Annotated in this window: 18 protein-coding genes; 9 read left to right on the top strand and 9 right to left on the bottom strand. The window is 69.0% G+C overall.

What is annotated here, in order from left to right:
- Nucleotides 1-37 precede the first annotated feature (37 nt).
- Nucleotides 38-460, top strand: a complete 423-nt coding sequence (locus ACSFBE_RS23310; RefSeq protein ID WP_435492778.1) for a carboxypeptidase regulatory-like domain-containing protein — start codon at nucleotides 38-40, stop codon at nucleotides 458-460.
- Nucleotides 461-464: 4 nt separating this feature from the next.
- Here the strand turns inward: ACSFBE_RS23310 and ACSFBE_RS23305 are convergent, their stop codons facing one another.
- Nucleotides 465-2,852, bottom strand: coding sequence for a CHASE2 domain-containing protein (locus ACSFBE_RS23305; RefSeq protein WP_435492777.1), 2,388 nt, complete (start codon nucleotides 2,850-2,852; stop codon nucleotides 465-467).
- Nucleotides 2,853-2,886: 34 nt separating this feature from the next.
- Nucleotides 2,887-3,651, bottom strand: a complete 765-nt coding sequence (locus ACSFBE_RS23300) for a response regulator transcription factor (protein WP_435492776.1) — start codon at nucleotides 3,649-3,651, stop codon at nucleotides 2,887-2,889.
- Nucleotides 3,652-4,289: 638 nt separating this feature from the next.
- On the opposite strand from ACSFBE_RS23300, the gene ACSFBE_RS23295 reads away from it, so the two are divergent.
- The 5 genes from ACSFBE_RS23295 to ACSFBE_RS23275 all read left to right on the top strand — a co-directional run bounded on the left by ACSFBE_RS23295 (nucleotide 4,290) and on the right by ACSFBE_RS23275 (nucleotide 12,945).
- On the top strand, nucleotides 4,290-7,391 hold the full coding sequence (locus tag ACSFBE_RS23295) for an ESPR-type extended signal peptide-containing protein (protein WP_435492775.1): 3,102 nt from the start codon (nucleotides 4,290-4,292) through the stop codon (nucleotides 7,389-7,391).
- Between the two features lie 23 nt (nucleotides 7,392-7,414).
- Nucleotides 7,415-8,305, top strand: a complete 891-nt coding sequence (locus ACSFBE_RS23290; protein ID WP_435492774.1) for an OmpA family protein — start codon at nucleotides 7,415-7,417, stop codon at nucleotides 8,303-8,305.
- Between the two features lie 11 nt (nucleotides 8,306-8,316).
- Nucleotides 8,317-9,174, top strand: coding sequence for a DUF1266 domain-containing protein (locus tag ACSFBE_RS23285; RefSeq protein ID WP_435492773.1), 858 nt, complete (start codon nucleotides 8,317-8,319; stop codon nucleotides 9,172-9,174).
- Between the two features lie 264 nt (nucleotides 9,175-9,438).
- Complete coding sequence (locus tag ACSFBE_RS23280) at nucleotides 9,439-12,069, top strand: YadA-like family protein (protein ID WP_435492772.1); 2,631 nt, start codon at nucleotides 9,439-9,441, stop codon at nucleotides 12,067-12,069.
- Between the two features lie 36 nt (nucleotides 12,070-12,105).
- The gene (locus tag ACSFBE_RS23275) at nucleotides 12,106-12,945 is read left to right on the top strand and encodes an OmpA family protein (protein WP_435492771.1); all 840 of its coding nucleotides are present in this window, start codon (nucleotides 12,106-12,108) and stop codon (nucleotides 12,943-12,945) included.
- A 24-nt stretch (nucleotides 12,946-12,969) separates the two neighbouring features.
- Here the strand turns inward: ACSFBE_RS23275 and ACSFBE_RS23270 are convergent, their stop codons facing one another.
- Nucleotides 12,970-13,470 carry a glutathione peroxidase gene (locus ACSFBE_RS23270; RefSeq protein ID WP_435492770.1) on the bottom strand — a complete coding sequence of 167 codons (501 nt, stop codon included), beginning with the start codon at nucleotides 13,468-13,470 and terminating at the stop codon, nucleotides 12,970-12,972.
- 63 nt (nucleotides 13,471-13,533) lie between these two features.
- Nucleotides 13,534-14,838 carry a lysophospholipid transporter LplT gene (gene lplT, locus ACSFBE_RS23265; protein ID WP_435492769.1) on the bottom strand — a complete coding sequence of 435 codons (1,305 nt, stop codon included), beginning with the start codon at nucleotides 14,836-14,838 and terminating at the stop codon, nucleotides 13,534-13,536.
- A gap of 178 nt (nucleotides 14,839-15,016) precedes the next feature.
- Between lplT and alr the strand changes: the two genes are divergently transcribed.
- The gene (gene alr, locus ACSFBE_RS23260) at nucleotides 15,017-16,123 is read left to right on the top strand and encodes an alanine racemase (RefSeq protein ID WP_435492768.1); all 1,107 of its coding nucleotides are present in this window, start codon (nucleotides 15,017-15,019) and stop codon (nucleotides 16,121-16,123) included.
- A 29-nt stretch (nucleotides 16,124-16,152) separates the two neighbouring features.
- On the opposite strand, the gene ACSFBE_RS23255 is transcribed toward alr, so the two are convergent.
- From ACSFBE_RS23255 to ACSFBE_RS23240, 4 genes are all read right to left on the bottom strand, one after another.
- On the bottom strand, nucleotides 16,153-17,130 hold the full coding sequence (locus ACSFBE_RS23255; protein ID WP_435492767.1) for a 2-dehydropantoate 2-reductase: 978 nt from the start codon (nucleotides 17,128-17,130) through the stop codon (nucleotides 16,153-16,155).
- A gap of 40 nt (nucleotides 17,131-17,170) precedes the next feature.
- Nucleotides 17,171-18,160 carry a Bug family tripartite tricarboxylate transporter substrate binding protein gene (locus tag ACSFBE_RS23250; protein ID WP_435492766.1) on the bottom strand — a complete coding sequence of 330 codons (990 nt, stop codon included), beginning with the start codon at nucleotides 18,158-18,160 and terminating at the stop codon, nucleotides 17,171-17,173.
- Between the two features lie 124 nt (nucleotides 18,161-18,284).
- Nucleotides 18,285-19,100 (bottom strand): 4-hydroxy-2-oxoheptanedioate aldolase, encoded by an 816-nt coding sequence (hpaI, locus tag ACSFBE_RS23245; RefSeq protein WP_435492765.1) that lies wholly within the window; start codon nucleotides 19,098-19,100, stop codon nucleotides 18,285-18,287.
- Nucleotides 19,101-19,104: 4 nt separating this feature from the next.
- Entirely contained in the window at nucleotides 19,105-19,509 is a 405-nt protein-coding gene (locus ACSFBE_RS23240; RefSeq protein ID WP_435492764.1) for a 5-carboxymethyl-2-hydroxymuconate Delta-isomerase, read from the bottom strand.
- 72 nt (nucleotides 19,510-19,581) lie between these two features.
- Between ACSFBE_RS23240 and radA the strand changes: the two genes are divergently transcribed.
- Together radA and ACSFBE_RS23230 are read left to right on the top strand one after the other, a co-directional pair.
- Entirely contained in the window at nucleotides 19,582-20,970 is a 1,389-nt protein-coding gene (gene radA / locus ACSFBE_RS23235) for a DNA repair protein RadA (RefSeq protein ID WP_435492763.1), read from the top strand.
- A gap of 37 nt (nucleotides 20,971-21,007) precedes the next feature.
- The gene (locus ACSFBE_RS23230) at nucleotides 21,008-21,463 is read left to right on the top strand and encodes a glycerate kinase (RefSeq protein WP_435492762.1); all 456 of its coding nucleotides are present in this window, start codon (nucleotides 21,008-21,010) and stop codon (nucleotides 21,461-21,463) included.
- Here ACSFBE_RS23230 and ACSFBE_RS23225 read toward each other — a convergent pair.
- The gene (locus ACSFBE_RS23225) at nucleotides 21,460-22,428 is read right to left on the bottom strand and encodes a recombination-associated protein RdgC (protein ID WP_435492761.1); all 969 of its coding nucleotides are present in this window, start codon (nucleotides 22,426-22,428) and stop codon (nucleotides 21,460-21,462) included. The genes ACSFBE_RS23230 and ACSFBE_RS23225 overlap by 4 nt on opposite strands.
- Nucleotides 22,429-22,445 lie beyond the last annotated feature (17 nt).

Below are 22,445 nucleotides of genomic sequence, written 5' to 3'. Positions count from 1 at the left end.
GCATGCTGGGCGCATATCAAAACTTGAGGAGCCTCGCATGTCCCCCCGCCGTCTGCTGGTCGTTCAATCGTGTGTCGCGCTCGCCTGTGTAGGCGCGAGTGCGCTCACGCAGGCGCAGGCGCAGGCGCAAGGTGGGGTGCCGGCACTGCGCAGCGAAGGACCGGTGCGCTACGCTTGTGGCGGCATCGGCGTGGATGAGTCCACCGCCATGCGGGCCGCGACCAAGTCGCACCCGCTTTCGCTGCTGTTCGCCCGCGCGGACGGCGCCTACCTGGCGGACGTGGCGGTGACGCTGACCCGCTCGGGGGGCGCGCCGGTCAGCCTGCGCGCGGGCGGGCCGGTATGCCTGATCGATCTGCCGGCCGGCAATTACACGGTGGAAGCCGTCGCCGACAGCATGAGCAAACGCCAGACGGTGACGGTGGGCGGCGCGCCCAAGACGCTGGACTTCCGCTTCTAGCGCCTCAGCTGCCCGCCTCAATCGCCGCGGGCGGGGGGGATTCGGGCCCGCACTGCGGCAGGCCGATCATGAACTGGGTGCCGGCGCCCGGCTTGCTCGTCACGTCGATCCAGCCGCCATGGCGGGCCACCACCGTGTTGACCACCGCCAGGCCCAAGCCCCAGCCGTGCTCCCTGCCGGCACCCGTGCGGCGGTGGCCGGCTTCGCGCACGCGCGAGAGGCCTTCGCTGTCCATACCTTCCCCTTCGTCGCGAATCGCGATCAGCACAACGCCGCTCTGGCCGTCTTGTGCGGGGCTGGCGGCCAGGCAGACGTGCACCTCGGTGCCCGGCGCACTGTGGCGAATGGCGTTGTCGAGCAGGTTGCGCAGCGCGCGCATCAGCAATGCGCCGTCGGCGAGCACGAAGGTCTCGTCGTCGTGCAGCCGCTCGCGCAGGGTCACGCCGCGCTTTTGCGCAGAGGCCCACACCGCGTCCAGCGCGTCCATCACGACGCTGGCGATCGACACCGGCACGATGCGGTAGTCGGACGACTCGGCCTCGAGCATGGTCATGAAGCTCTCGGCCATGGTGAGCGTTCGCTGCGCCTCCCGCGCAACGGCGGCGTTCAAGTCCTTGGAGGCCATGGCCGCATCGCCGGCGTCGTTCAGCTCCAGCAGGCTCAGGATCGACACCTGCGGCGCGCGCAGGTCGTGCGAGAAAAAGGAGAACAGTGCCGCGCGTTCGCGTTCGCCTTGCCGCTCGCGGGTCAGGTCGCGCAGCACGACGATCCAGCGCGCCGATTCCGGCCCCGGTCCGCCCTGGCCCAGGCAGACGGCCTGGGCCCGGAACACCGCGCCCAGCGGCGTGGTGTATTCGCCGCTCACCGCTTCGCGCCAGAGCGACGGCAAGGCGGCGGACGGCAGCGCATCGACCACGTCGACCCGCTGCAGCGGCGCCAGAAGCCCGAACAGCTGGCGACCGGCCAGCGTGTCGCCCGGCCGGTCGGTGGGAACGCGGCCCCAGGACGACGGCGTCAGCAAGGCGCGTGCGGCCCCGTTGCTTTGCCCGATCAGGCCGTCGCCGCGGCAGATCAGCACCGGCACCGGCATCAAGGCCAGGCTGTCGCTGAGGGTGGACTGCAGCGCCACGAGCCGGGCGATGGCACGGTCGAGCGATCGGGTGCGCTGCTCCAGCGAGTCGATCGCCGGCCCCTCGGCCGCGGGCACCGGCTCGAACGCGCCGGCAGGCACGGCATTCAGCGCGTCCACCCGCTGGCGGAAGAACTGCATCAGCGCGGCCAGCCGGCGCCAGCTCCAGATCACGTAGGCGCCCGCGATGCTGGCGAGCGGCGTGCCAAGCGGCAGCGCCATGCGCGCCTCGTGCAAGGCGACGATGCCCAGGCTGGCGGTCGCCAGACCGAGGGCCAGCGCGCCGACGGCCGCATGGCGCGCCACGACGAGGAAGAGAACCATCGCCGTCCACAGCGGCACAGCGATCCACAGCCACAGCGTCTGCATCTCGGGAAATTCGATCGCCCGGCCCTGCATCAGCACATCCATCGCGTTGGCGTGCACCTCCACGCCCGGCAGCGCGGCGCCCCGCACCCCCGTGCCCATGACCGCCAGCTGATCGTCGAGCCGCGAGTCCTCGACCGCCCCGATCAGGAGGTTCTTGCCGCGGAAGCTTTCCAGGGGCACCGTGCCCAGCAGCACGTCGATGTAGGACACGGTGCGATAGCTGCCCGCCGGCCCGGCGAGCCGGAAGCCGAAGCGCGACAGCCGCGTCCACCGGCCCTCGGGCTCGAAGCTCGGCCGCGCCGGCGTGGCGTCCTGTGCGCCCGACGCGATCAGCACGCCGACATAGGGCGCCAGACGCGCCGCCGTGCCTTCGTAGCGGAACAGGGTGCGCACCCGATCGTCGCTGTCCGCGTTGGCGTTGACATGGCCCAGGCCGCGGGCGGCCCGGGCCAGCACCGGCACGGGTTCGCCGTAGCCGACCGTCTCGGGCGCGAGCCGGGTCGTGGTGGCCGGCACGGCGCCGAAATTCATCGGCAGGTAGACCGGCAGCTTGGCCATGGCGGTGGCGAGCCAGACGTCGTCCTCCGGCGGGCCGGGCGTGTCGAAGAACACGTTGAACAACACACTGCGCGGCGCGTACGGCGCCAACTGCTCCAGCAGGTGCGCATGCATCGTGCGGGACCACGGCCAGGGGCCGAGCGCCGCGATGCTGCGTTCGTCGATGCCGATGATCACGATGTCGGGCGAAGGGGCGGCGCGCTCGTCGGCCCGCATCACCTGGTCGTACAGCATGCGGTTGACATCGCCGAGCCCGGGCCGCTCGTTGGCCCACAGCAGCAACAGCGGCAGCAGCGTGGCGGTGAGCAGCGACTCGATCAGGAAGCGGCGGCGCATCAGCGGGAGGGCAAGGGTCGCGACCGTTGCCCCCTCAGGCGCCGGCCGCGGTGGCCACCGAATAGACCCACTCGAGCCGATAGCCTTGGCCGTAAACCGTTTGCAGCTGCACGCCATTGGCGGGATGCAGACCGAGCTTGCTGCGCAGCCGGTAGATGTGGCTGTCCAGCGCGCGCGACGACAGCGTTTCGCCGCGATGGCCCGCGTGTTCGAGCAGGTAGGAGCGCGACACCGGCCGCCCGATGTGGCGGAACAGTGCCAGCGCCAAGCGGAACTCGCCGTCGGTGACCTGGCAGCGCTGCGGAATGTCGCTGCACGCCGTGGTGATTTCCACCGTCAGCAACCCGCGGTCGAACAGCCAGGCCCCGTAGCGCTCCAGCGAGGGCTGCGTCGTCGTCGCCTTTGCCTGCGCCGCATCGCTGTGCTGCTTGAGCAGCCGCCGGATGCGGGCACACAGCTCCATCGTGCGGAAGGGCTTGACCACGTAGTCGTTCGCGCCCTCGTCCAGCGCCTGGGCGATCTGCCGCTCGGAACCGTGCACGCTCAGCATGAGCACCGGGGTCGTGTCCTTCTGATAGTCGCGCATCCACCGGAGCAGATCGATGCCGTCGAGGTCGGGCACGCTCCAGTCCAGCACCAGCAGGTCGAAGGTGTCCAGCCGCAGCGCCCGCCGCAACGCTTCGCCCTTGTCGAAAGGCACGACGGTGATGTGCTCTTCCGGCAGTTGCATCTGCTGGTTCAGTGCCCTGATCACATGCACCCGTTGGTGGGTGTCGTCTTCAAGAACAGCAATTCTCATGGGCTGAATGTCCTACTTACGGTCACATGGCTCGAATGTAACTTCCAAGTGAGGAATGCGAAAAAGTCACACGATCGTTTCCGAATTGATCACAAATCTCGCGAAATCTGACAATTTCCCCCCGTGCGGCGCGTGGTCCGACACCATCGGGCCCATCAAGCAGCCCCGGCGAAAGCGCAATGAGACCCGCGTTTAACCGGCGCCTTCGACAACACAACGGAAAACCGACGCGACCATGACCAACCCACACCGAACCGTCTCGAACGATTCGCTGCGTGTTGGGACTATGGGCCGCCGGTACGCCAACCCAAGACGCCGTCATGGTGCGCCAACGCTCGGGCGCACCGCAACCCTTCGCTGTCACGCCGACGCTGTACTTCCACGCCAACTCCCGCGGTATTGCTCGCGGGTCGTTGGCGTGGAATCCGTCGCGATCGGACTTTAGACGACTCGGCCCGGCCGACGGGCCCTGCCACTGCGCAATAAGTGGCGTCCTCCTGGTTTGTTGTGGCGAGTTCCTCGCGAATTGTCGCAACGGAAATATTTGCTCGCTTCCCCCGACGACCATCGCGCCCGCCGTCAAGGGCCTTCCTGGCCTCGGCAGTCCATTCACGGGCAAGTGCACACAGGGGGAACACATGAACAAGACACATCGATCGGTATGGAACGAGGCGCTGGGCGCCTGGGTAGCGACGTCCGAACTGCAGTCCGGACGCGGCAAGACGGCGCGCAGCACGCGGGCCATCAAGACAGCGGCCGTAGGCCTGGCGGTCAGCGCGCTGATGCCGATGGCTGCATGGTCTCAGGCGGCAGGCGGCGGCGTGGTCGCGCCGGGTACCAATGGCACGGCTGCGTCCGACGTCGGCTGCGCGGCACCTGCAACGGTCTCGGCGCTTCAAGGCATTGCCGTGGGTTGCGATGCCAAGGCGTCCACGACCAACAGCATCGCCGTCGGTGTGTCCGCTGGGGTGGTGAACGTCAACGACGTGTCGATCGGTGCGCAGGCCGGGAACGGGTCCACGCCCTTGGCGGCGGGCGCCGAGCCCAACGTGTTTGTCGGCGCCAGCGCCGGCGCTGGTTCGTCGCAAGGCGGTGGCGTGGCGATCGGCCTGCGTGCCGGCCAGGGCATCGTGGGCTACGGCAACCTGATGTTCGGCTACCAGGCCGGCCTGGGCACCCAGGGCACCGACAACGTCGGCGTCGGCCGCGACGTGGCGTCGGGGATTCAAGGCAACAGCAACACGGCCCTCGGCGCCTTCACGATGCAGAGCATCTCCGGCAATTTCAACACCGCGGTCGGTTCGCGCGCCGGCCAGAACTACACCGGCGGCCCCCTCGGCACCTATTGGGCTAACACGGCCCTCGGCTTCCGCGCCGGCCAGAACATGCGAGCGGGCGTCAACACCGCCATCGGCGCCAACGCCGGCCGCGAGATCCAGGGCACGGCCCACGGCATCACCTACGCGGACGGCACCAGCACCTACGAAGACGGCACACCGATCAGCGGCACCTTCAACACCGCCGTCGGCGCCGATGCCGGCGCACAGGTCAACGGTACCGACAACACCGCCATCGGCACATCGGCCGGCATCAACGTGGTGGGCGTGGGCAATGTCGCCATGGGCCTGCGAGCGGGCCAGGCTGTCACGGCGAGCAACACGGTGTCGATCGGCACCGACGCCCGCGCCACGGCCGACCGTGCCATCGCCATCGGCACCGGGGCGCAAGCCAATGGCCTCCAGTCGATCAGCGTGGGCACCGGCAACGTCGTGAACGGCGCCAATTCCGGCGCTTTCGGCGACCCCAACACCATCAACGGGACCGGCGCCTATGCGGTCGGCAACAACAACACGATCAACGCCAACAACGCTTTCGTCCTCGGGAGCAATGTGACCATCGCGGCAGGGCTCGATGGCGCCGTCGCGCTGGGTAACGGCAGTAGCGTTGCAGCCTCCAATCCGACGGCGAGCACCACCATCCTCGGGACGACCTACACGTTCGCCGGCGCGACGCCAGCAGTCGGTGGCGTCGTGAGCGTCGGGGCTGCTGGCGCTGAACGCCAACTCACCAATGTGGCCGCCGGCCGCATCAGTGCCACCAGCACCGATGCCATCAATGGCTCGCAGTTGTATGCCACCAACTCGGCGATCGAAAACCTGTCGACGACCGTGGCGGCCAACAAGACCAAGTACTACAGCGTCAATTCGACCGGCGGGGCCAACGAAGACAACCTGGGCGCCACCGGCGTTGATGGCATCGCCGCAGGCAAGAACGCCGTGACCAGTGCCGACGCGGGCGTCGCCATGGGGCTCGGCGCCACCGCCAGCGGGGCCGGCAATGCTGTCGCCGTCGGCAGTGGGGCTGTGGCCTCTGCGCAGAATGCACTCGCCTTGGGCGCGGGTTCGACCGCCAGCGCCGACAACACGATTGCGATGGGCTCGGGCTCGCAGAGCACCGCGGTCCAGGGCACGGCCATCGGCAACGGAGCCCAGGCCCTGACGGCATCGAGCGTGGCGCTGGGCAGCGGCTCGGTGTCCGACCGCGCGGTCGTGCCGACGCAGGGCCAGATCCCGGTCGCGCTGACGCCCGAAGGCGGCAGCATCAGCGTGCCCTACAACACCACCGACAAGACGCTGCTCGGCGCGCTGTCCGTCGGCAACGCCACCGGCTACCGGCAGATCATCAACATGGCCGACGGCACGGAGGCGAGCGACGCGGTCACGGTCCGTCAACTGACCGGTGCGCTTACCGCGTTCTCGACGACGCCGACCAGATACTTCCACGCCAATTCCAGCGCCGCCGATTCGCTGGCGGTCGGCGCCGAATCCGTGGCGGTCGGCCCGCAGACGGTGGTCAACGGCGACAACGGCGTGGGCATCGGCAACGGCGCCATCGTGCAACAGACGGCACCGGGTGGCATTGCGATCGGCCAGGCGGCGACGTCGCACCAGGCGGATTCGATTGCCGTCGGCACCGGCGCCTCGGCGGCGGCTGTGCAGGGCGTGGCGGTCGGCCGGGGCAGCAGCGTGACGCAGGCCGGTGGCGTGGCACTGGGCGCAGGCTCGGTGGCAAGCACGGCATCCGGCGTGGCGGGCTACATCCCGCCGACGGCGACGGCCGATCAGCGCATGGCGATCGGCGCCACCACCAGCACGCTGTCGGCGGTGTCGGTGGGCGATGCGGCCAACGGCCAGTTCCGCCAGATCACCGGCGTGGCGGCCGGCACGGTCGACAGCGACGCGGTCAACGTGAGCCAGTTGAAGGGGGTGCAGGCCCAGGTCACGCAGATCGATCAGGGCTCGGTGAAGTACGACACCAATGTCGACGGCTCGGTCAACTACAACAGCGTGACCATGGGCGGCAACAACACGACCGGCCCGGTCAGCATCCACAACGTGGCACCGGGCGTGGCCGGCACCGACGCGGTCAACGTGAACCAGCTGACGGCCGTCAACAACAACCTGAACAGCCGCATCGATTCGGTCAACAACCGTATCGACGGCGTCGCCAAGAACGCCTATGCGGGCGTGGCCTCGGCGATGGCGCTGCAGATGCCGGCCAGCTATGTGCCAGGCAAGACGGTCATGCGCATCGGCGTCGGCGCCTTCAAGGGCCAGGGCGCCGTCGGCGTCAGCTTCCGCCGCACCTCCGACAACAACGCGTGGAGCCTGACCGGCGGTGTCGCCACCAGCCGCGCGGGCGTCGGCGCCACCATCGGCGCCGAGTGGGTTTTCAACTGAACACAAGACGGACGAACTTCATCATGAACAAGCGCTTTCAAACCAAGAAGCCCTTCGCCGCCCGTGCGATGTCCCTGGCCGCCGCCTGCCTGGTGGCGCTGATGGCGGGCGGCTGCGCCAGCCCGAGCCACACCATCACGCCCGAAATGCAGGCCAAGGCCGCGGCCGAGAACCCGGTGCCGCCGAAGGACGCCGACTTTCCCGCGCTGAACACCGCCAATTGGCAGCAGGGCGCCTTCCCGAGTCTCGAGGCCCTGCGCGCGATGCGCACCGGCATGGGCAAGGACCAGGTCCGCGAGCTGCTGAGCTTTCCGCACTTCAGCGAAGGCCTGGGCGGCGTGCGCGAGTGGAACTACATCTTTCACTTCCGCACAGGTGCGGGGCCCGACTACATCACCTGCCAGTACATGGTGCGCTTCAACCAGGACGTGTTGACGCAGGGCATGTACTGGAAGGGCCCGGGCTGCGCCGACCTGCTGAAGCCGCCGGCGCCGGCGATCCAGCCCGTGGCCGTGGTCGCGCCGCCGGTGCGGCCGACCCGGATGACGCTGGGCACCGATGGCCTGTTCCGCTTCGATCGCAGCACCGAGCGCGACCTCTTGCCCGACGGCCGCGAGCGGGTGGCGAAGCTGGCTGCCGACCTGCGCGGCCAGACCTTCGACCGCGTGCTCGTCACCGGACACACCGACCGGCTGGGCAGCGATGCCTACAACGATGCCCTGTCGCTGGCACGCGCCCAGACGGTGCGCCAACTGCTGGTGCAAAACGGCGTCGACGCCGCCAAGCTGCGCGCGGAAGGCAAGGGCAAGCGCGAGCCAGTGGCGACCTGCGCCGGCACGCAGAAGACGCCTGAACTGGTCGCCTGCCTGCAGCCGAGCCGCCGCGTCGAGATCGAAGTCCTCGGTCTGCAGTAAGCGCCGACCTCGTGGGCGCCCTCTGGCTCTGCCTGCTGTCGGTGTGGAGCCTGGCGGTTCTGCTCGTGCTGCGCGGCGTGCTCGCCTGCAGCACGGCATCGCTGTGGCCCGCGTTGAACTTCGCGCCGACCGAGTCGGTCTCGCCGCGGCAACTGGGTGCCTACCTGCTCAGCGCCAACCTGGCGCTGCTGGCGAACGACGACTTCAACCAGTTGAAGAGCGCGCTGCCCAAACGCAAAGTGCGGCAGCTGCTGCGTGGTCAATGGCAGATCCGCTCGCGGCAGGATTTCGAATGCGTGCTGGCCGATCGCCTCGAATGGTGCGGCGTCGGTACGGCCGAGGAAATGCAGGCCCTGTCGACCTGGCACCAGGGCCACGCCCAGACAACGCCGGCCGGCGCCGCGCTCGAAGACATCTGCAGGTTCCTGTCGGTGCACGCGGGCATCGTTCATCCGCGCACCATCGGCGACTTTCACCTGAACCTGGTGGCGTGGGATGTGCAGCAACTGGCCTACATGGTTCGGCTGGGCGCCAGCCTGGACTACCTGTCGACGTCGCGCGCGCACGCACTGCTGACCATGCTGCATCGCGAAGCCCGCATGCATTACACCTCCTGGGGCGAGTACTCCTTGTCCTCGCTGATCGGCATGGGCCTGCGCAGCCCGGTCGACCTGCACCAGGCCAGCGGCTGGCACCGCATCGCTGCGAGCCATGCCGCCTTGCTCCGCACGCCCACCAGCCCGATGGTGCGGCTCGGCCTGTGGAGCACGGCGGCGTCCCCGGCCCCACCGGCCCCGCCGACGGCAGCGCCGCATGCGCAGCCCTGGCACGTCAGGCCGCTGTCGAGTTTCTTCGACACCCTGCGTTAGCCGATGTCGCCGCGCGGCCCTGCGCCAAACCGTATGCGATGGCCCGACATCGATGCGAAGCCTTTTGTTTTAGTCCACTGATTGTTGCGAACTAGTTTGCAATTTCGATGCGGAATGCAGCCGCAATCTCGCTGAATCTCGCCAACCCCACTCAACCCGATGGTCGCTTGCCACCATCCGCTCCCTCAACAAGTCAGGGCCAGCGCAGCGGCGCAAACGTTCGCGATGGGCCCTCCATTCGCAAACACAGGGAGCGAGAAGACCATGAACAAGACACATCGAACCGTTTGGAACGCGTCACTGGGTGCCTGGGTGGCCACCTCGGAAATCGCCGGCCGCCAGGGCAAGGGAACGTCGCGCGCCGGCATGGGGGTCGCGCTCCTGTTGCTGGCAACCGGGCTGGCGCATGCGCAGGTCAAGATCGGCAACAACCCGACCACCATCAACCCCGGTTCCGTGCTCGAAGTCGAAAGCACCAACCGCGGCGTCCTGATGCCGCGCATTGCGCTCACGGACCGCGCGACCTGGACCCTCAACGGCAACCAGCCGGTCGACGGCATGATGGTCTACAACACGAACGCCACGGCCGGCGCGAACGGTCTGCAGGCCGGCATGGCCGTCTGGAAGGGCGGCCAGTGGGTCAGCGTCGACGAGACGCCTTACTTCCATGTCAATTCCACGGCGGTGGGCAATTCGACCCTTGCAAACTCGGGCGCGTTCGGGGCGAACGCCCTGGCGGCGGGTGTCAATGCCATGGCCACGGGCATCAGCAGCGTGGCCGTGGGTGACACTGCCCGGGCTGCGTTCACATCCGCTATTGCGGTAGGCGCTAACGCCACTGCCTTTGGGGATAATGCGCTGGCGCTAGGCAGCCAGAGCATGGCACTGGACAAAAACACCGTTGCGATCGGCTCCAGCGCCATCGCCACTGTCGCACAAGCCACTGCAGTTGGATATCAGGCCAATGCCAGCTATGCCAATGCAAGCGCATTCGGTGATCGGGCCACGGCCGGCGGCGTAGGCAGTACGGCGCTCGGCAGCCAGGCGATGACCAGCGGGGCGAGGGCCACTGCCGTGGGGTATGGCGCGTCCGCCGCAGACGCCGATGCCACGGCAATCGGTTCCGGTGCGACGGCCGCCCTCTCGGCCACAGCCGTCGGTAACGGTGCCGGGGCGTATTACGACAGAGCCGTTGCCATGGGCAACGGTGCCACTGCTTCGGGATTCGATGCCATTGCCATCGGCACCAATTCTGTTGCCGATTCCGACGAGGCCGTTGCCATCGGCACCGGCGCGGTCGCCACCGGCGGCCGGGCGGTGTCGATCGGGTCGGGCAATGTCGCCAACGGCGATGGCGCCGTGGCCATCGGCGACCCCAACACCGCCACCGGCACCGGCACCATCGCAGCGGGCCGCGACAACACAGCCACCGGCGACGGTTCGGTGGCGATGGGCAACACCAACATGGTCGGCGGCGGCGGCCAGGCGGTCAGCGCCCCGGGCACCGCGGCGCAAGGCGCCGTTGGCATCGGCTACCAGAACACCGTGGTCGGCCAGGGGGCCGTGGCCGTCGGCAACAGCAACACTGCCCAGGGACAAGGCGCGGTGGCGCTGGGCAACGCGTCCTCGGTGACCGCCGCCGGCGGCGTCGCCTTGGGCGATACCGCCAGTGCCAGCGCAAGCAACGCCCTGGCACTGGGCTCAGGCGCTGTGGCAAGCAATGCGGGCGCCGTGGCGCTGGGCGCAGGCTCGACCACGGTCGCAGCGGTCGGCACCACGAGCACCGTGATCCATGGTGTCACCTACAACTTCGCGGGCACCACGCCGGCCAGCACGGTCAGCGTGGGCGCGGTGGGGGCTGAGCGCACCATCACCAACGTGGCGGCTGGGCGGATCAGCGCCACCAGCACCGACGCCATCAACGGCTCGCAGCTCTATGCCACCAACTCGGCGATCGCGAACCTCTCGACGGCCGTGGCGGCCAACAAGACCACGTACTACAGCGTCAATTCGACCGGCGGCACCAACGAAGCCAACGAAGGCGCCAGCGGTGTCGACGCGATCGCGTCCGGCAAGAACGCCGTGGCATCGGGTGCCAACAGCTATGCAGCAGGCTTGGGCGCCACGGCCGCGTCCGCCAACGGCGTGGCACTCGGCGCCGGCAGCAACGTGACGCAGGCCGGTGGCGTGGCACTGGGCGCAGGCTCGGTGGCATCGACCGCGGCCGGCGTGGCGGGCTACATCCCGCCGTCGGCCACGGCCGAACAGCGCACCGCGATCGGCGCGACCACCAGCACGCTGGCGGCGGTGTCGGTGGGCGATGCGGCCAACGGCCAGTTCCGCCAGATCACCGGCGTGGCGGCAGGCACGGTCGACAGCGACGCGGTCAACGTGAGCCAGTTGAAGGCGGTGCAGGGCCAGGTCGCGCAGATCGACCAGGGCACGGTGAAGTACGACACGAACGTGGACGGCACGAGCAACTACAACAGCGTGACCATGGGCAGCAAAGGCACCGGCGCGGTGACGGTGCACAACGTGGCCGCCGGTGTCGAGGGCACCGACGCCGTCAACGTCGACCAGCTGAACGCCGGCCTCGAGGGCAACCGGCAGTACACCGACCAGCGCTTCAACCAGCTGAGCGGCGACCTGCGCAAGAACGCCAAGCGCGCCAGCGCCGGCACGGCCGGCGCCATCGCGATGGCGAACCTGCCGCAGGCCTACATCCCCGGCAAGAGCATGGTGTCGGTGGGCGTGGGCGGTTACGACGGCGAGGCCGGGCTGGCCCTGGGCGTCTCGAAGCTGTCGGACAACGGCCGCTGGGTCATGAAGTTCAGCGCCACCGGCAATTCGCGCGGCAAGTTCGGTGTGGGCGCCGGTGCCGGCTTCCACTGGTAAGCCGTGCACGACCAACGCATCACAGAGGAAACGAACATGACGAACAAGATGATTCAACGCACCGCGCTGGCCACGGGGCTGGTGGCACTGCTGGCCCTGCAGGCCTGCGGCACGTCAACCGTGAGCAAGCGCATTTCGGACGAGGGGGTGGCGGGCGAGGTGGTCTTTCCGGCGCAGAAGGACGCCTGGTTCCGGGAGGGCACCTTTCCCAACCTCGACAACCTGCGCCGCATTGCGCCGGGCGTGACCAAGGACCAGCTGTACGACTTCGTCGGTCGGCCGCATTTCAGCGAGGGGATGGGGGCGGTGCGCGAGTGGGACTACATCTTCCACTTCCGCACGCCCACCGGCGTGAAGACCTGCCAGTACAAGGCGATCTTCGACAAGAACGTGGTGGCGCAGACCTTCCATTGGCTGCCGACCGACTGCGCCGACGTGCTCAAGAGCGCTGCCGCGGCGGCCGCCCCGGTGCCTGCATTGGCGGCACGCCCGGCACCCCAGCGCATGGAGCTGTCGGCCGACGCACTGTTCGCCTTCGACGGCGCCCGCCAGGACGACCTGCTACCGGCGGGCCGCGGCGAACTCGACGCGCTGGCGGCCAGCTTGCGCAACGCGAAGAGCATCGAGCGCATCGACATCACCGGCCACACCGATCGGCTGGGTTCGCCCCCCTACAACCAGCAGTTGTCGATGGCCCGGGCCGCCACGGTGCGCGACTACCTGGTGAAGGCCGGCGTGCCGGCGCGCGGTATCCAGGTGCGCGGCCTGGGCGAGACGCAGCCGAAGGTCCAGTGCGCACAGGCGGATCGGCGCGCACTCATTGCCTGCCTTGCACCCAACCGGCGCGTGGACATCAGCGTCCAGTCGGCGTCCTGAGCCGTGGGCGGGCCGCAGCCGCGCTCAGGCCGGTGCGACCGGTACGGCCAGCGCGGCCTCGATGTCCTTGGCCAGCGAGGCGGGTGTGTCCAGCGGTGCGTAGCGCCGGATCACTGCGCCGTCGCGGCCGACCAGGAATTTCGTGAAGTTCCATTTGATGGCGGTGCTGCCGAGCAGGCCGGGCTTTTCCGCCGTGAGCCAGCGGTACAGCGGCGACGCCGCGGCGCCGTTGACCTCGATCTTCGCCATCATGGGAAAGCTCACCCCGTAGTTCTTGGTGCAGAAGGCGCCGATCTCCTCGTTGCTGCCGGGGTCCTGCGCGCCGAACTGGTTGGATGGGAAGCCGAGCACGACCAGGCCGCGCTTCGCGTATTGCTGGTGCAAGGCTTCCAGGCCGGCGAACTGCGGCGTGAAGCCGCACTGGCTCGCGGTGTTGACGATCAACAGGACCTGGCCGCGGTAGCTGCCCAGTGCCACCGGCTGGCCATCGATCCGCTGGGCTTCGAAGTCGTAAAGGCGGGTCATCGCGGCGCTCCAGGGTGAGAGAGAGCTGCGCATCCTACGCCGGGCCGTGCAGGCCCCGCCTGCTCAGTGGTGCTTGTCGCTGCGCGCGATCGACAGCAGCCGGTCGACCTCTTCGGGGTGGCGGCGCAGGTTGTTCTCGTGCCAGCGCTTGATGAGCCACATGAAGCCCGCCACGACGACGCCGAAGGCGGTGATCGCCGTATAGGCCGACAGGCCCAGGCCGGTGCATGCGCTGTAGAAGGCGCCGAGGATCAGGATGCAGGCCTGTTCGTTGAAGTTCTGCACCGCGATCGACCGGCCGGCGCCCATCAGGTTGTGGCCGCGGTGCTGCAACAGCGCGTTCATCGGCACCACCAGGAAGCCGCCCAGGCCGCCCAGCAGGATCAGGAATGGCACGGCCACCCAGATGTTGCCGATGAAGTTCATGCCGATCACCAGCAGGCCCATGCTGATGCCCAGCGGGATCACGCGCGTCGCCATGTCCAGGCGCATCTTCATCGACGCCACCACCGCACCGACGGCCGTGCCGATCGCGACCACGCCGGTCAGCGAGGACGCCTGCGCCGTGTTGTAGCCCAGCGCCAACGAGGCCCAAGCCAGCACGATGTACTTGAGGTTGCCGCCGGCGCCCCAGAACAGCGTGGTGGTGGCCAGGGAGATCTGGCCCAGCTTGTCGCGCCAGAGGCGCGCGTTGCAATGCCAGAAGTCGGGCAGCAGCGCCACCAGGTTGCGCGCAAAGCTGTGCTGCGGGTTGGCGCGCAGCGGGCGCATCTCGACACCGGTGTGCGGGATGCGTGTGTTGAACCATGCCGCCAGCATGTAGACGAAGATGAGCGCGCCGATGGCGGCTTCGGGCGGCGTGTCGATGCCGGTGTCGAGCACCGGGAAGTCCCAGGCCAGCAGATGGCTCGACACCGCGTGGCCCACCAGCTGGCCGCCCAGCACGATGCCCAGGATGATCGACGCGATGGTGAGCCCCTCGATCCAGCCATTGGCCTTGACCAGCTGCGATGCGGGCAGCAGTTCGGTGAGGATGCCGTACTTGGCCGGCGAGTAGGCGGCGGCGCCCAGGCCGACGATGGCGTAGGCCAGCAGCGGGTGCGAGCCGAACAGCATCATCAGGCAGCCCACCACCTTGATGGCGTTGCTGATGAACATGACCCGCCCCTTGGGGTAGGCGTCGGCGAAGGCGCCCACCAGCGGTGCCAGCGCCACATAGAAGAGCGTGAAGATCGGCACCAGGGCCGCTCGCTGCCATTCGGGGGCGCCCGAGGACCGCATCAGTTCGACGGCCGCCACGAAGAGCGCGTTGTCGGCCAGTGACGAAAAGAACTGGGCCGACATGATCGTGTAGAAACCGCGCTTCATCGATGGGCTGGCTGGCCAGGAGGGACTCTGGCGGTGTGTGGGTGCGGTAGAAAAAAGACCTCGCCCGCTGGCGAATGCGCGGTTATAGCATGGGGGTGCGATGCCAAAATGGCGTTCCCCTGTGGGGGCATTCCCCCATTTCGCAGGGCTTTCCCGCAGCCTGAGAGGTCCTTGTTTCGTGCCCCGTCCCATCCTCGCCACCATCCATGCCGGCGCCCTGCGCCACAACCTCGAGCGCGTGCGCCGCTCGGCGCTCGAATCGCGCGTCTGGGCCGTCGTCAAGGCCAACGCCTATGGCCACGGCATCGAGCGCGTTTTCGATGCGTTCCGCGGCGCCGACGGCTTCGCGCTGCTCGACCTGGCGGAGGCAGAACGCATTCGCGCACTGGGCTGGCGCGGCCCGATCCTCCTGCTCGAAGGCGTGTTCGAGCCGCGCGACCTGGAGCTCTGCTCGCGCCTCGGTCTGTGGCATGCGGTGCACTGCGACGCGCAGATCGACATGCTCGCCGCGCACAAGACGCAGGTGCCGCACCGCGTCTTCCTCAAGATGAACTCCGGCATGAACCGCCTGGGCTTTTCGCCCGAACGCTTCCGTGCCGCCTGGACCCGGCTCAATGCGCTGCCCCAGGTCGACGAGATCTCGCTGATGACGCACTTCAGCGACGCCGACGGCCCGCGCGGCATCGCCGATGCGTTGGCCGCCTTCCACCGCGCCACGCAAGACCTGCCGGGCGAGCGCTCGATCGCCAACAGCGCCGCCGTGCTGCGCCATGCGCCCGAGACGCGCATCGACTGGGTGCGCCCCGGCATCGTCCTCTACGGCGGCGTCCCCGACTTTCCGGAGCACGACAGCGCGCATTGGCAATTGCAGCCGGGCATGACGCTGTCGACGCGGCTCATCGGCACGCAGGAACTGCAGGCCGGCGCGACCGTCGGCTACGGCTCGCACTTCGTGGCCGAGGCATCGATGACCATCGGCGTGGCCGCGGTGGGCTATGCCGACGGCTACCCGCGCCATGCGCCGACGGGCACGCCGGTGCTGGTCGACGGCGTGCGCACCCGCGTGGTCGGCCGCGTCAGCATGGACATGGTCACCGTCGACCTCACGCCCCTGCAGGCGGCCGGGCGCCCGGTCGGCTTCGGCAGCGAGGTCACGTTGTGGGGCCGCGCGTCGAACGGCGCGGCGGTGCTGCCGATCGACGAGGTAGCGCGCGCCGCCGGCACCGTCGGCTACGAGCTGATGTGCGCGGTGGCGCCACGGGTGCCGGTGGTGCTGGGCGACTGACGCACCGCTGGCCGCGCAGCGGCGGTGCGTCAGTACAGCCCGAGCTGCCGCGTGCGCAGGCGCGCCAGCCCGAGCAGGGCGGCGGTGAAAGGCGCCGGCACGCCGGTTCGCTGGCCGAGCTCGTGCACGACGGTCACCAAGGCATCGAGCTCGACCGGCCGCCCGGCCTCCACGTCCTGCAGCATCGAGGTCTTGAAGGCGCCGAGCTTTCGCGTCACCACGTGGCGGTCTTCGGGCATCTCGGCGATCGGGATGCCGATGCGCGCGCCGATCTCCTTGGCCTCCAGCATGACGGCCGAGATGAAACCACGCACCTCGTCGTCGGCCAGGATCAGGTCGGTGGTGGCACCGGTCAACGCGCTGATCGGGTTGACCGTCATGTTGCCCCAGAGCTTGTACCAGACGTCTTTCTGGATCTGCGGCGACACCTTCGCATCGAGGCCGCCGCGCACCAGCAGCGCCGCCAGGGCGTTCACGCGCTCGCTCGCTTCGCCCGATGGCGTGCCGATGATCAAGCCGCTGCCGAAGTGATGGCGCACCACGCCGGGCGCATCGAGCGCGCAGCTTGCGTGCACCACGCCGCCGACCACCTGGCGCGACGGGATGGCCGCCGCGATCGCGCCGTCGGGGTCGATCGCCTGCAGCCGCGTGCCCGCCAGCGCACCACCGAAGCCGCCGTCGAGGAACCACCAAGGCACGCCGTTCATGGCCGTCAGCACGAGGGTGTCGGGGCCGATCAGCGGTGCGATGCGCGCGGCCACGGCAGCCAGCGATGGCGCCTTCACCGCGATGACGACCACGTCCTGCACGCCGAGCGCGGCCGGGTCGTCGACCGCGTTGACGGGCACCTGCGTGCGCTGGTCGCCGCGCAGCAGCACCAGCCCATCGCGCCGCAAGGCGTCGAGCGTGGCGCCGCGCGCCACCACGTTGAGTCGTTCACCGGCCTGCGCGAAGGCAGCACCGATCCATCCGCCGATCGCGCCGGCGCCGTAGATGCAGATGTTCATGGGTGCGATGGTGCCAGATGCGCGGCGCTCTACCGAACGCCTAGCCTTCGGCCGTGAAGCCGACCTCCTTGACGATCGGGCCCCACTTCGCCGTGTCCTTCTTGACGAGGTCGGCCAACTCGGTGGGCGACGAGGCCATCGCTTCCAGGCCGAAGGTGCTCAGGCCGTCGACCACATCCTTCGAGGTGAGCGCCGCCTTCATCGAGGCGTTCAGGCGCGCGACCAGTTCCGGCGACGCCTTGGCCGGCAGGAAGAAAGCGAACCATTCGCTGTGCGCCATGTTCGCGATGCCCTGCTCGCCGTAGGTCGGCACGTCGGGCGCGAAGCGGCTGCGCTTGGCGCCGGAGACGCCCAGGATGCGCACCTTGCCGCTGGGCAGGTGCTGCGTCAGGTCGCCGATCGGGCCGGACACCGCCGAGACGTTGCTGCCAAGCAGGTCGAGCATGGCCGGCTGCGTGCCGCGGTAGGCCGCGTGCTTCAGCTCGACCCCGGCGCTCTTGCCGAGCAGCGCGCCGATGAAGTGCGGCGTGGAGCCGGCGGCCGGCGAGCCGAAGTTGGCGCCCGCCGGGTTGGCTTTGGCCCAGGCCAGGAACTCGGGCACGGTCTTGACGCTGAGCGGCACCGCTGGCCCCACCGCCAGGCCGAAGTCGAACACGCAGCCCAGCGACACCGGCGTCAGGTCGACCTGCGGGTCGTACGCCAGCTTCTTGTAGATGTGCGGGTAGATGGTGAGCATCGACGTCGGCGTCTGCAGGATGGCCGAGCCGTCGGCCGGGCGGCCCTTGATGTAGCCGATGGCGATCTGGCCGCCGGCGCCGGTGCGGTTTTCCACCACCGCCGCCTTGGCGAATTCGGGGCTCAGCTTCTGCGCCACGCGGCGGCAGATGGTGTCGGACGTGCCGCCGGCGGCGAAGCCGGTGACGATGGTGGTGGTCTCGAGCGTGGCCTGTGCGAAGGCGTGCTGGCCGATGCCGGCCAGCAGGACCGAGGCACCGGTGCCTTGCAGCAGATGGCGGCGGGTGAAATTCATGGCGTCTGTCTCCGAGGGTTGAAGGTCGCAGCGCAGAGCGAAGCCCGGCGCGCGCCGAACCGGTATTTTTCCAGCAGGGCGGGTGCCTCGACCCCCGCGTTTACGCCACGTCGGGCCGACTTTTTCAGTAGCCGTTGGGTGGTGCGGCCGGCGCGTCCTGCTTGTAGCGGGCCAGCAGTTGCCGGGCGGCGGTCGTCAGCACCGCGGTGTCGACGCCGACGGCGACGAAGAGGGCACCGGCGGCCAGCCACTTGCGCGCCTGCTCCTCGGTGGTCGCGAGGATGCCCGGCGCCTTGCCGGCCTTCAGGATGCGCGCGATGCCGTCGGCGATCGCGGCCTGCACCTCGGGATGGTTCGGCTGGCCGGAGAAGCCCATCGAAGCCGACAGGTCGGCCGGGCCGATGAAGACACCGTCGACGCCCGGCGTGCCGGCGATGGCGTCGAGGTTCTTCATGGCCTCGACCGTTTCCGCCTGCACCAGCAGGCAGGCCTGCGCATTGGCTTCATGGATGTAGTTGGGATGCGCCTGCCAGCGCGACGCGCGGGCCAGGCCGCTGCCCATGCCGCGGATGCCCTCGGGCGGGTAGCGCATCGCCTGCACCAGCTGCGCGGCCTGCTCGGCGGTGTCGACCATCGGCACCAGCAGCGTCTGCGCGCCGATGTCGAGGTATTGCTTGATCAGCGCCGTCTCGCCGACCGGCACCCGCACGATCGGCTGCGAGCGGTGCGGCAGCGCCGCCCAGGCGCTGGAGATGGCCTGCAGCTGCGCCAGCACCGAGCGCAGGTCGTTGGGCGCGTGCTCGCCGTCGATCAGCAGCCAGTCGTAGCCGACGCCCGCGAGCAGCTCGGCGGCATAGCCGTCGGCCAGGCCGACCCACAGGCCGATCTGGGCCTGACCGTCCTGCATGGCTTTCTTGAAGGGGTTGAGTGGTGTCTGCATGGGGTCAGCCGGCGAAAAGCGGCGTGAGATTGTTGTGCTTGCCGTTGTAGACCATGCCGGGGTTTTCGTCGATCTGCAGCGTGAGCCCCAGGTGCTGTCGCGCGAAGACCGGCGCGAAGTGGGCCTGGGCCGCGGCCAGCACGGCATCGCCGATGCGCTGATGTGTGGCGCTGGTGCGCCCGGCCGCCATGCGCAGGTTCAGGTAGACGAAGCCATGGTCGCCCGAGCCGTCGGCCACCGCGTAGTGGGCGGCCGGGTAGGCCAGCACGCGCGTGCCGTCGATCGGGAAGACCTGCTTGTCGGCGTCGTCGCGCTGGGCGAGCAGGGTGTCGCACAGGGTGCGGCACAGCGCGTTCATGTCGGTGCCTTCGGCCACGTTCGGCGTGTAGAGGATCACGAGATGGGGCATGGCGGTCTCCGTTCGTTCGGGTGAATGGCCGATTATTGAATGGCGTGGCCGCCTGCTCCCTACACTCGTGCGATGGCCAAGGAAAAAACCAACTACGTCTGCACCGAGTGCGGCGGCACCAGCGCCAAGTGGCTGGGCAAGTGCCCCAGCTGCAACGCCTGGAACACGCTGATCGAACAAGTCGCGCAGCCCGCCGGCGCCGCCAACAACCGCTTCGGCACGCAGTTCGCGGCGCTCGGCGGCACGGCCGACCTGGCGGTGCTGTCGGAGATCGAGGCCAGCGACGTCGATCGCACGCCCACCGGCATCGACGAGCTCGACCGCGTGCTGGGCGGCGGCATCGTGCCCGGCGGCGTGACGCTGATCGGCGGCGACCCGGGCATCGGCAAGTCGACGCTGCTGCTGCAGGCGGTCGATGCGCTGCAGCGCCAGGGGCAGAACGCGCTCTATGTGTCGGGCGAAGAGAGCGGCGCACAGGTCGCGCTGCGCTCGCGCCGGCTCGGGCTGGAGCGCTCGCAGGTGCAGGTGCTACCCGAGATCCAGCTCGAGAAGATCATCGCCACGCTCGATGCGCACCGGCCGGGCATCGCGGTGATCGACTCGATCCAGACGGTGTATTCGGACCAGCTCACCTCGGCGCCCGGCTCGGTGGCGCAGGTGCGCGAATGCGCGGCCCACCTCACGCGCTTCGCCAAGGCCAGCGGCACGGCGATCGTGCTGGTCGGCCACGTCACGAAGGAGGGCGCACTGGCCGGCCCGCGGGTGCTGGAGCACATGGTCGACACGGTGCTGTACTTCGAGGGCGACACCCATTCGAGCTTCCGCCTGGTGCGCGCCATCAAGAACCGCTTCGGCGCGGTCAACGAGATCGGCGTGTTCGCCATGACGGAGCGCGGCCTGAAGGGCGTGAGCAACCCCAGCGCGATCTTCCTGAGCCAGCACAGCGAGCCGGTGCCGGGCAGCGTGGTCATGGTCACGCTCGAAGGCACGCGGCCGATGCTGGTCGAGATCCAGGCGCTGGTCGACAACGGCGGGCCGAGCCCGCGGCGCCTGTCGGTCGGCCTCGATCGCGACCGGCTCGCGATGCTGCTGGCCGTGCTGCATCGCCATGCCGGTGTGGCCTGCATGGACCAGGACGTGTTCGTGAATGCAGTGGGCGGTGTGCGCATCACCGAGCCTGCAGCCGACCTGGCCGTGATGCTGTCGATCACGTCCAGCCTGCGCGGCAAGCCGCTGCCCAAGGGCTTCATCGCCTTCGGCGAAGTTGGCCTGGCCGGCGAGGTGCGGCCCGCGCCGCGCGGGCAGGAGCGGCTGAAGGAAGCCGCCAAGCTCGGCTTCAGCGTCGCCGTCGTGCCCAAGGCCAATGCGCCGAAGAAGGGCAGCAAGGAGATCGAGGGTCTGACGATCCATGCCGTCGAGCGCGTGGAAGAAGCGTTGGACATCGTGCGCCGGCTGGACTGAAGCCGCTGGCCGTGGACCGTCGGCCGCCACAGCGACAATGCGCCCCATGAATTTTCAGAAAGTCTTCGTACCGCTGGGCGGACTGGTGCTGCTCGGGCTGGCCTACCGCAGCTTCGGCTGGCAGGGCGTGCTGGTGACGGCGGGCGGCATCGTCATGTTCCTGCTGCTGCACTTCACCCGCACGATGCAGGTGCTCAAGCGCGCGGCCAACCGGCCGATCGGCTATGTCGCCAGCGCGGTGATGCTCAACGCCAAGCTGAAGCCCAAGGTCACGCTGCTGCACGTGGTGGCCATGACGCATTCGCTCGGCGAGCTCAGGACGCCGAAAGACCAGCAGCCGGAAATCTACCGCTGGACCGATGGCGGCGAGTCGTATGTCGAAGCCGTCTTCGTGAGCGGCAAGCTCCAGAGCTGGGCGCTGTCACGGCCGCCGGTCGAGCCCGACGCGGCGCCCGCCGGCGGGCAGGACGACAGCGCCCCGCCGGCTGCCTAGAAGGGCGCGTCTTCGACTTCGGCTGCCGACGCGGCCGCCGGCTGCTGCGGCTCCGCCACCGCGGCGGTGAAGGCGGCTTCGCCACCGAGCGCCTCGAGCAGCGCCGGTACCAAGTCGCCCAGCTCGCCGGTGGCGATGGCCACGTCGGCATCGAAGTTGTCTTCCTTCTTGCCGTCCTGGGCGCCGTCGGTGCCCTCGAGGAACACGATCTTGCGCAGCTGCATCGCTTCGCTGAGCTCGAAGGACACGCGGTCTTCCCAGGTCATGGCCAGCCGCGTCGGGCGCTTGCCGGCGGCGATGTGCTGCTTCACTTCCTCGATGTCGAGCGGGTGCTTCGCGTAGCGCACCACCGCTTTCGATTCGTCGGTGGCCTTGAGCTCGCACTCGCGGTCGATGGTGAAGCCGGCCGGCGGCTCCTGGCTCGACAGCCAACCCGACATCGCGGTGGCTGGCTCGATCTGCGTGTTGATCTGTGTCACCGCGAAGCCGTCGAGCGATTTCACCAGGCTGGTCACCACCTCGTCGGCGCGCGCCGCGTTGCTGGCGTTGACGACCAGGCGGCGTGCCTGCGGGTCGATCCACACCGCCACGCGTGCGTGGCGGGTGAAGGCCATCGGCAGCAGCTCGTGGGTGATCTCTTCCTTCAGTTCCTTCTTTTCCTTCTTGCCCGGTTTGCGGCCGGTGGTGGTCTCGATCTGCGCGCAGCGCTCGTCGACCTTTCGGCGCACCACCGAGCCGGGCAGCGTCTTGGCTTCGATCATGAATTCGAGCACCCACTGGCCGCCGACGGATTCGACCAGCGGGCCGTGGTCCTGCCCGCGCGGCTCGGACCAACCGGTGGACTTTTCCTGCGAGGGGCTGCACGGCACGAAACGGAACTTGTCCAGGCCTGCCTCGGCGTCGGTCAGCGATTGCGACCAACCGGCTTCGATGCGATAGACGATGACGTTCTTGAATACGGACACGGAATCCCTTTTCTGGC

The organism is Variovorax sucrosi (assembly GCF_051216635.1).
GTDB lineage: Bacteria > Pseudomonadota > Gammaproteobacteria > Burkholderiales > Burkholderiaceae_C > Variovorax.
Note: the sequence above shows the minus strand (reverse complement) of the source record. Positions and strands in the feature narration are given on the sequence as shown.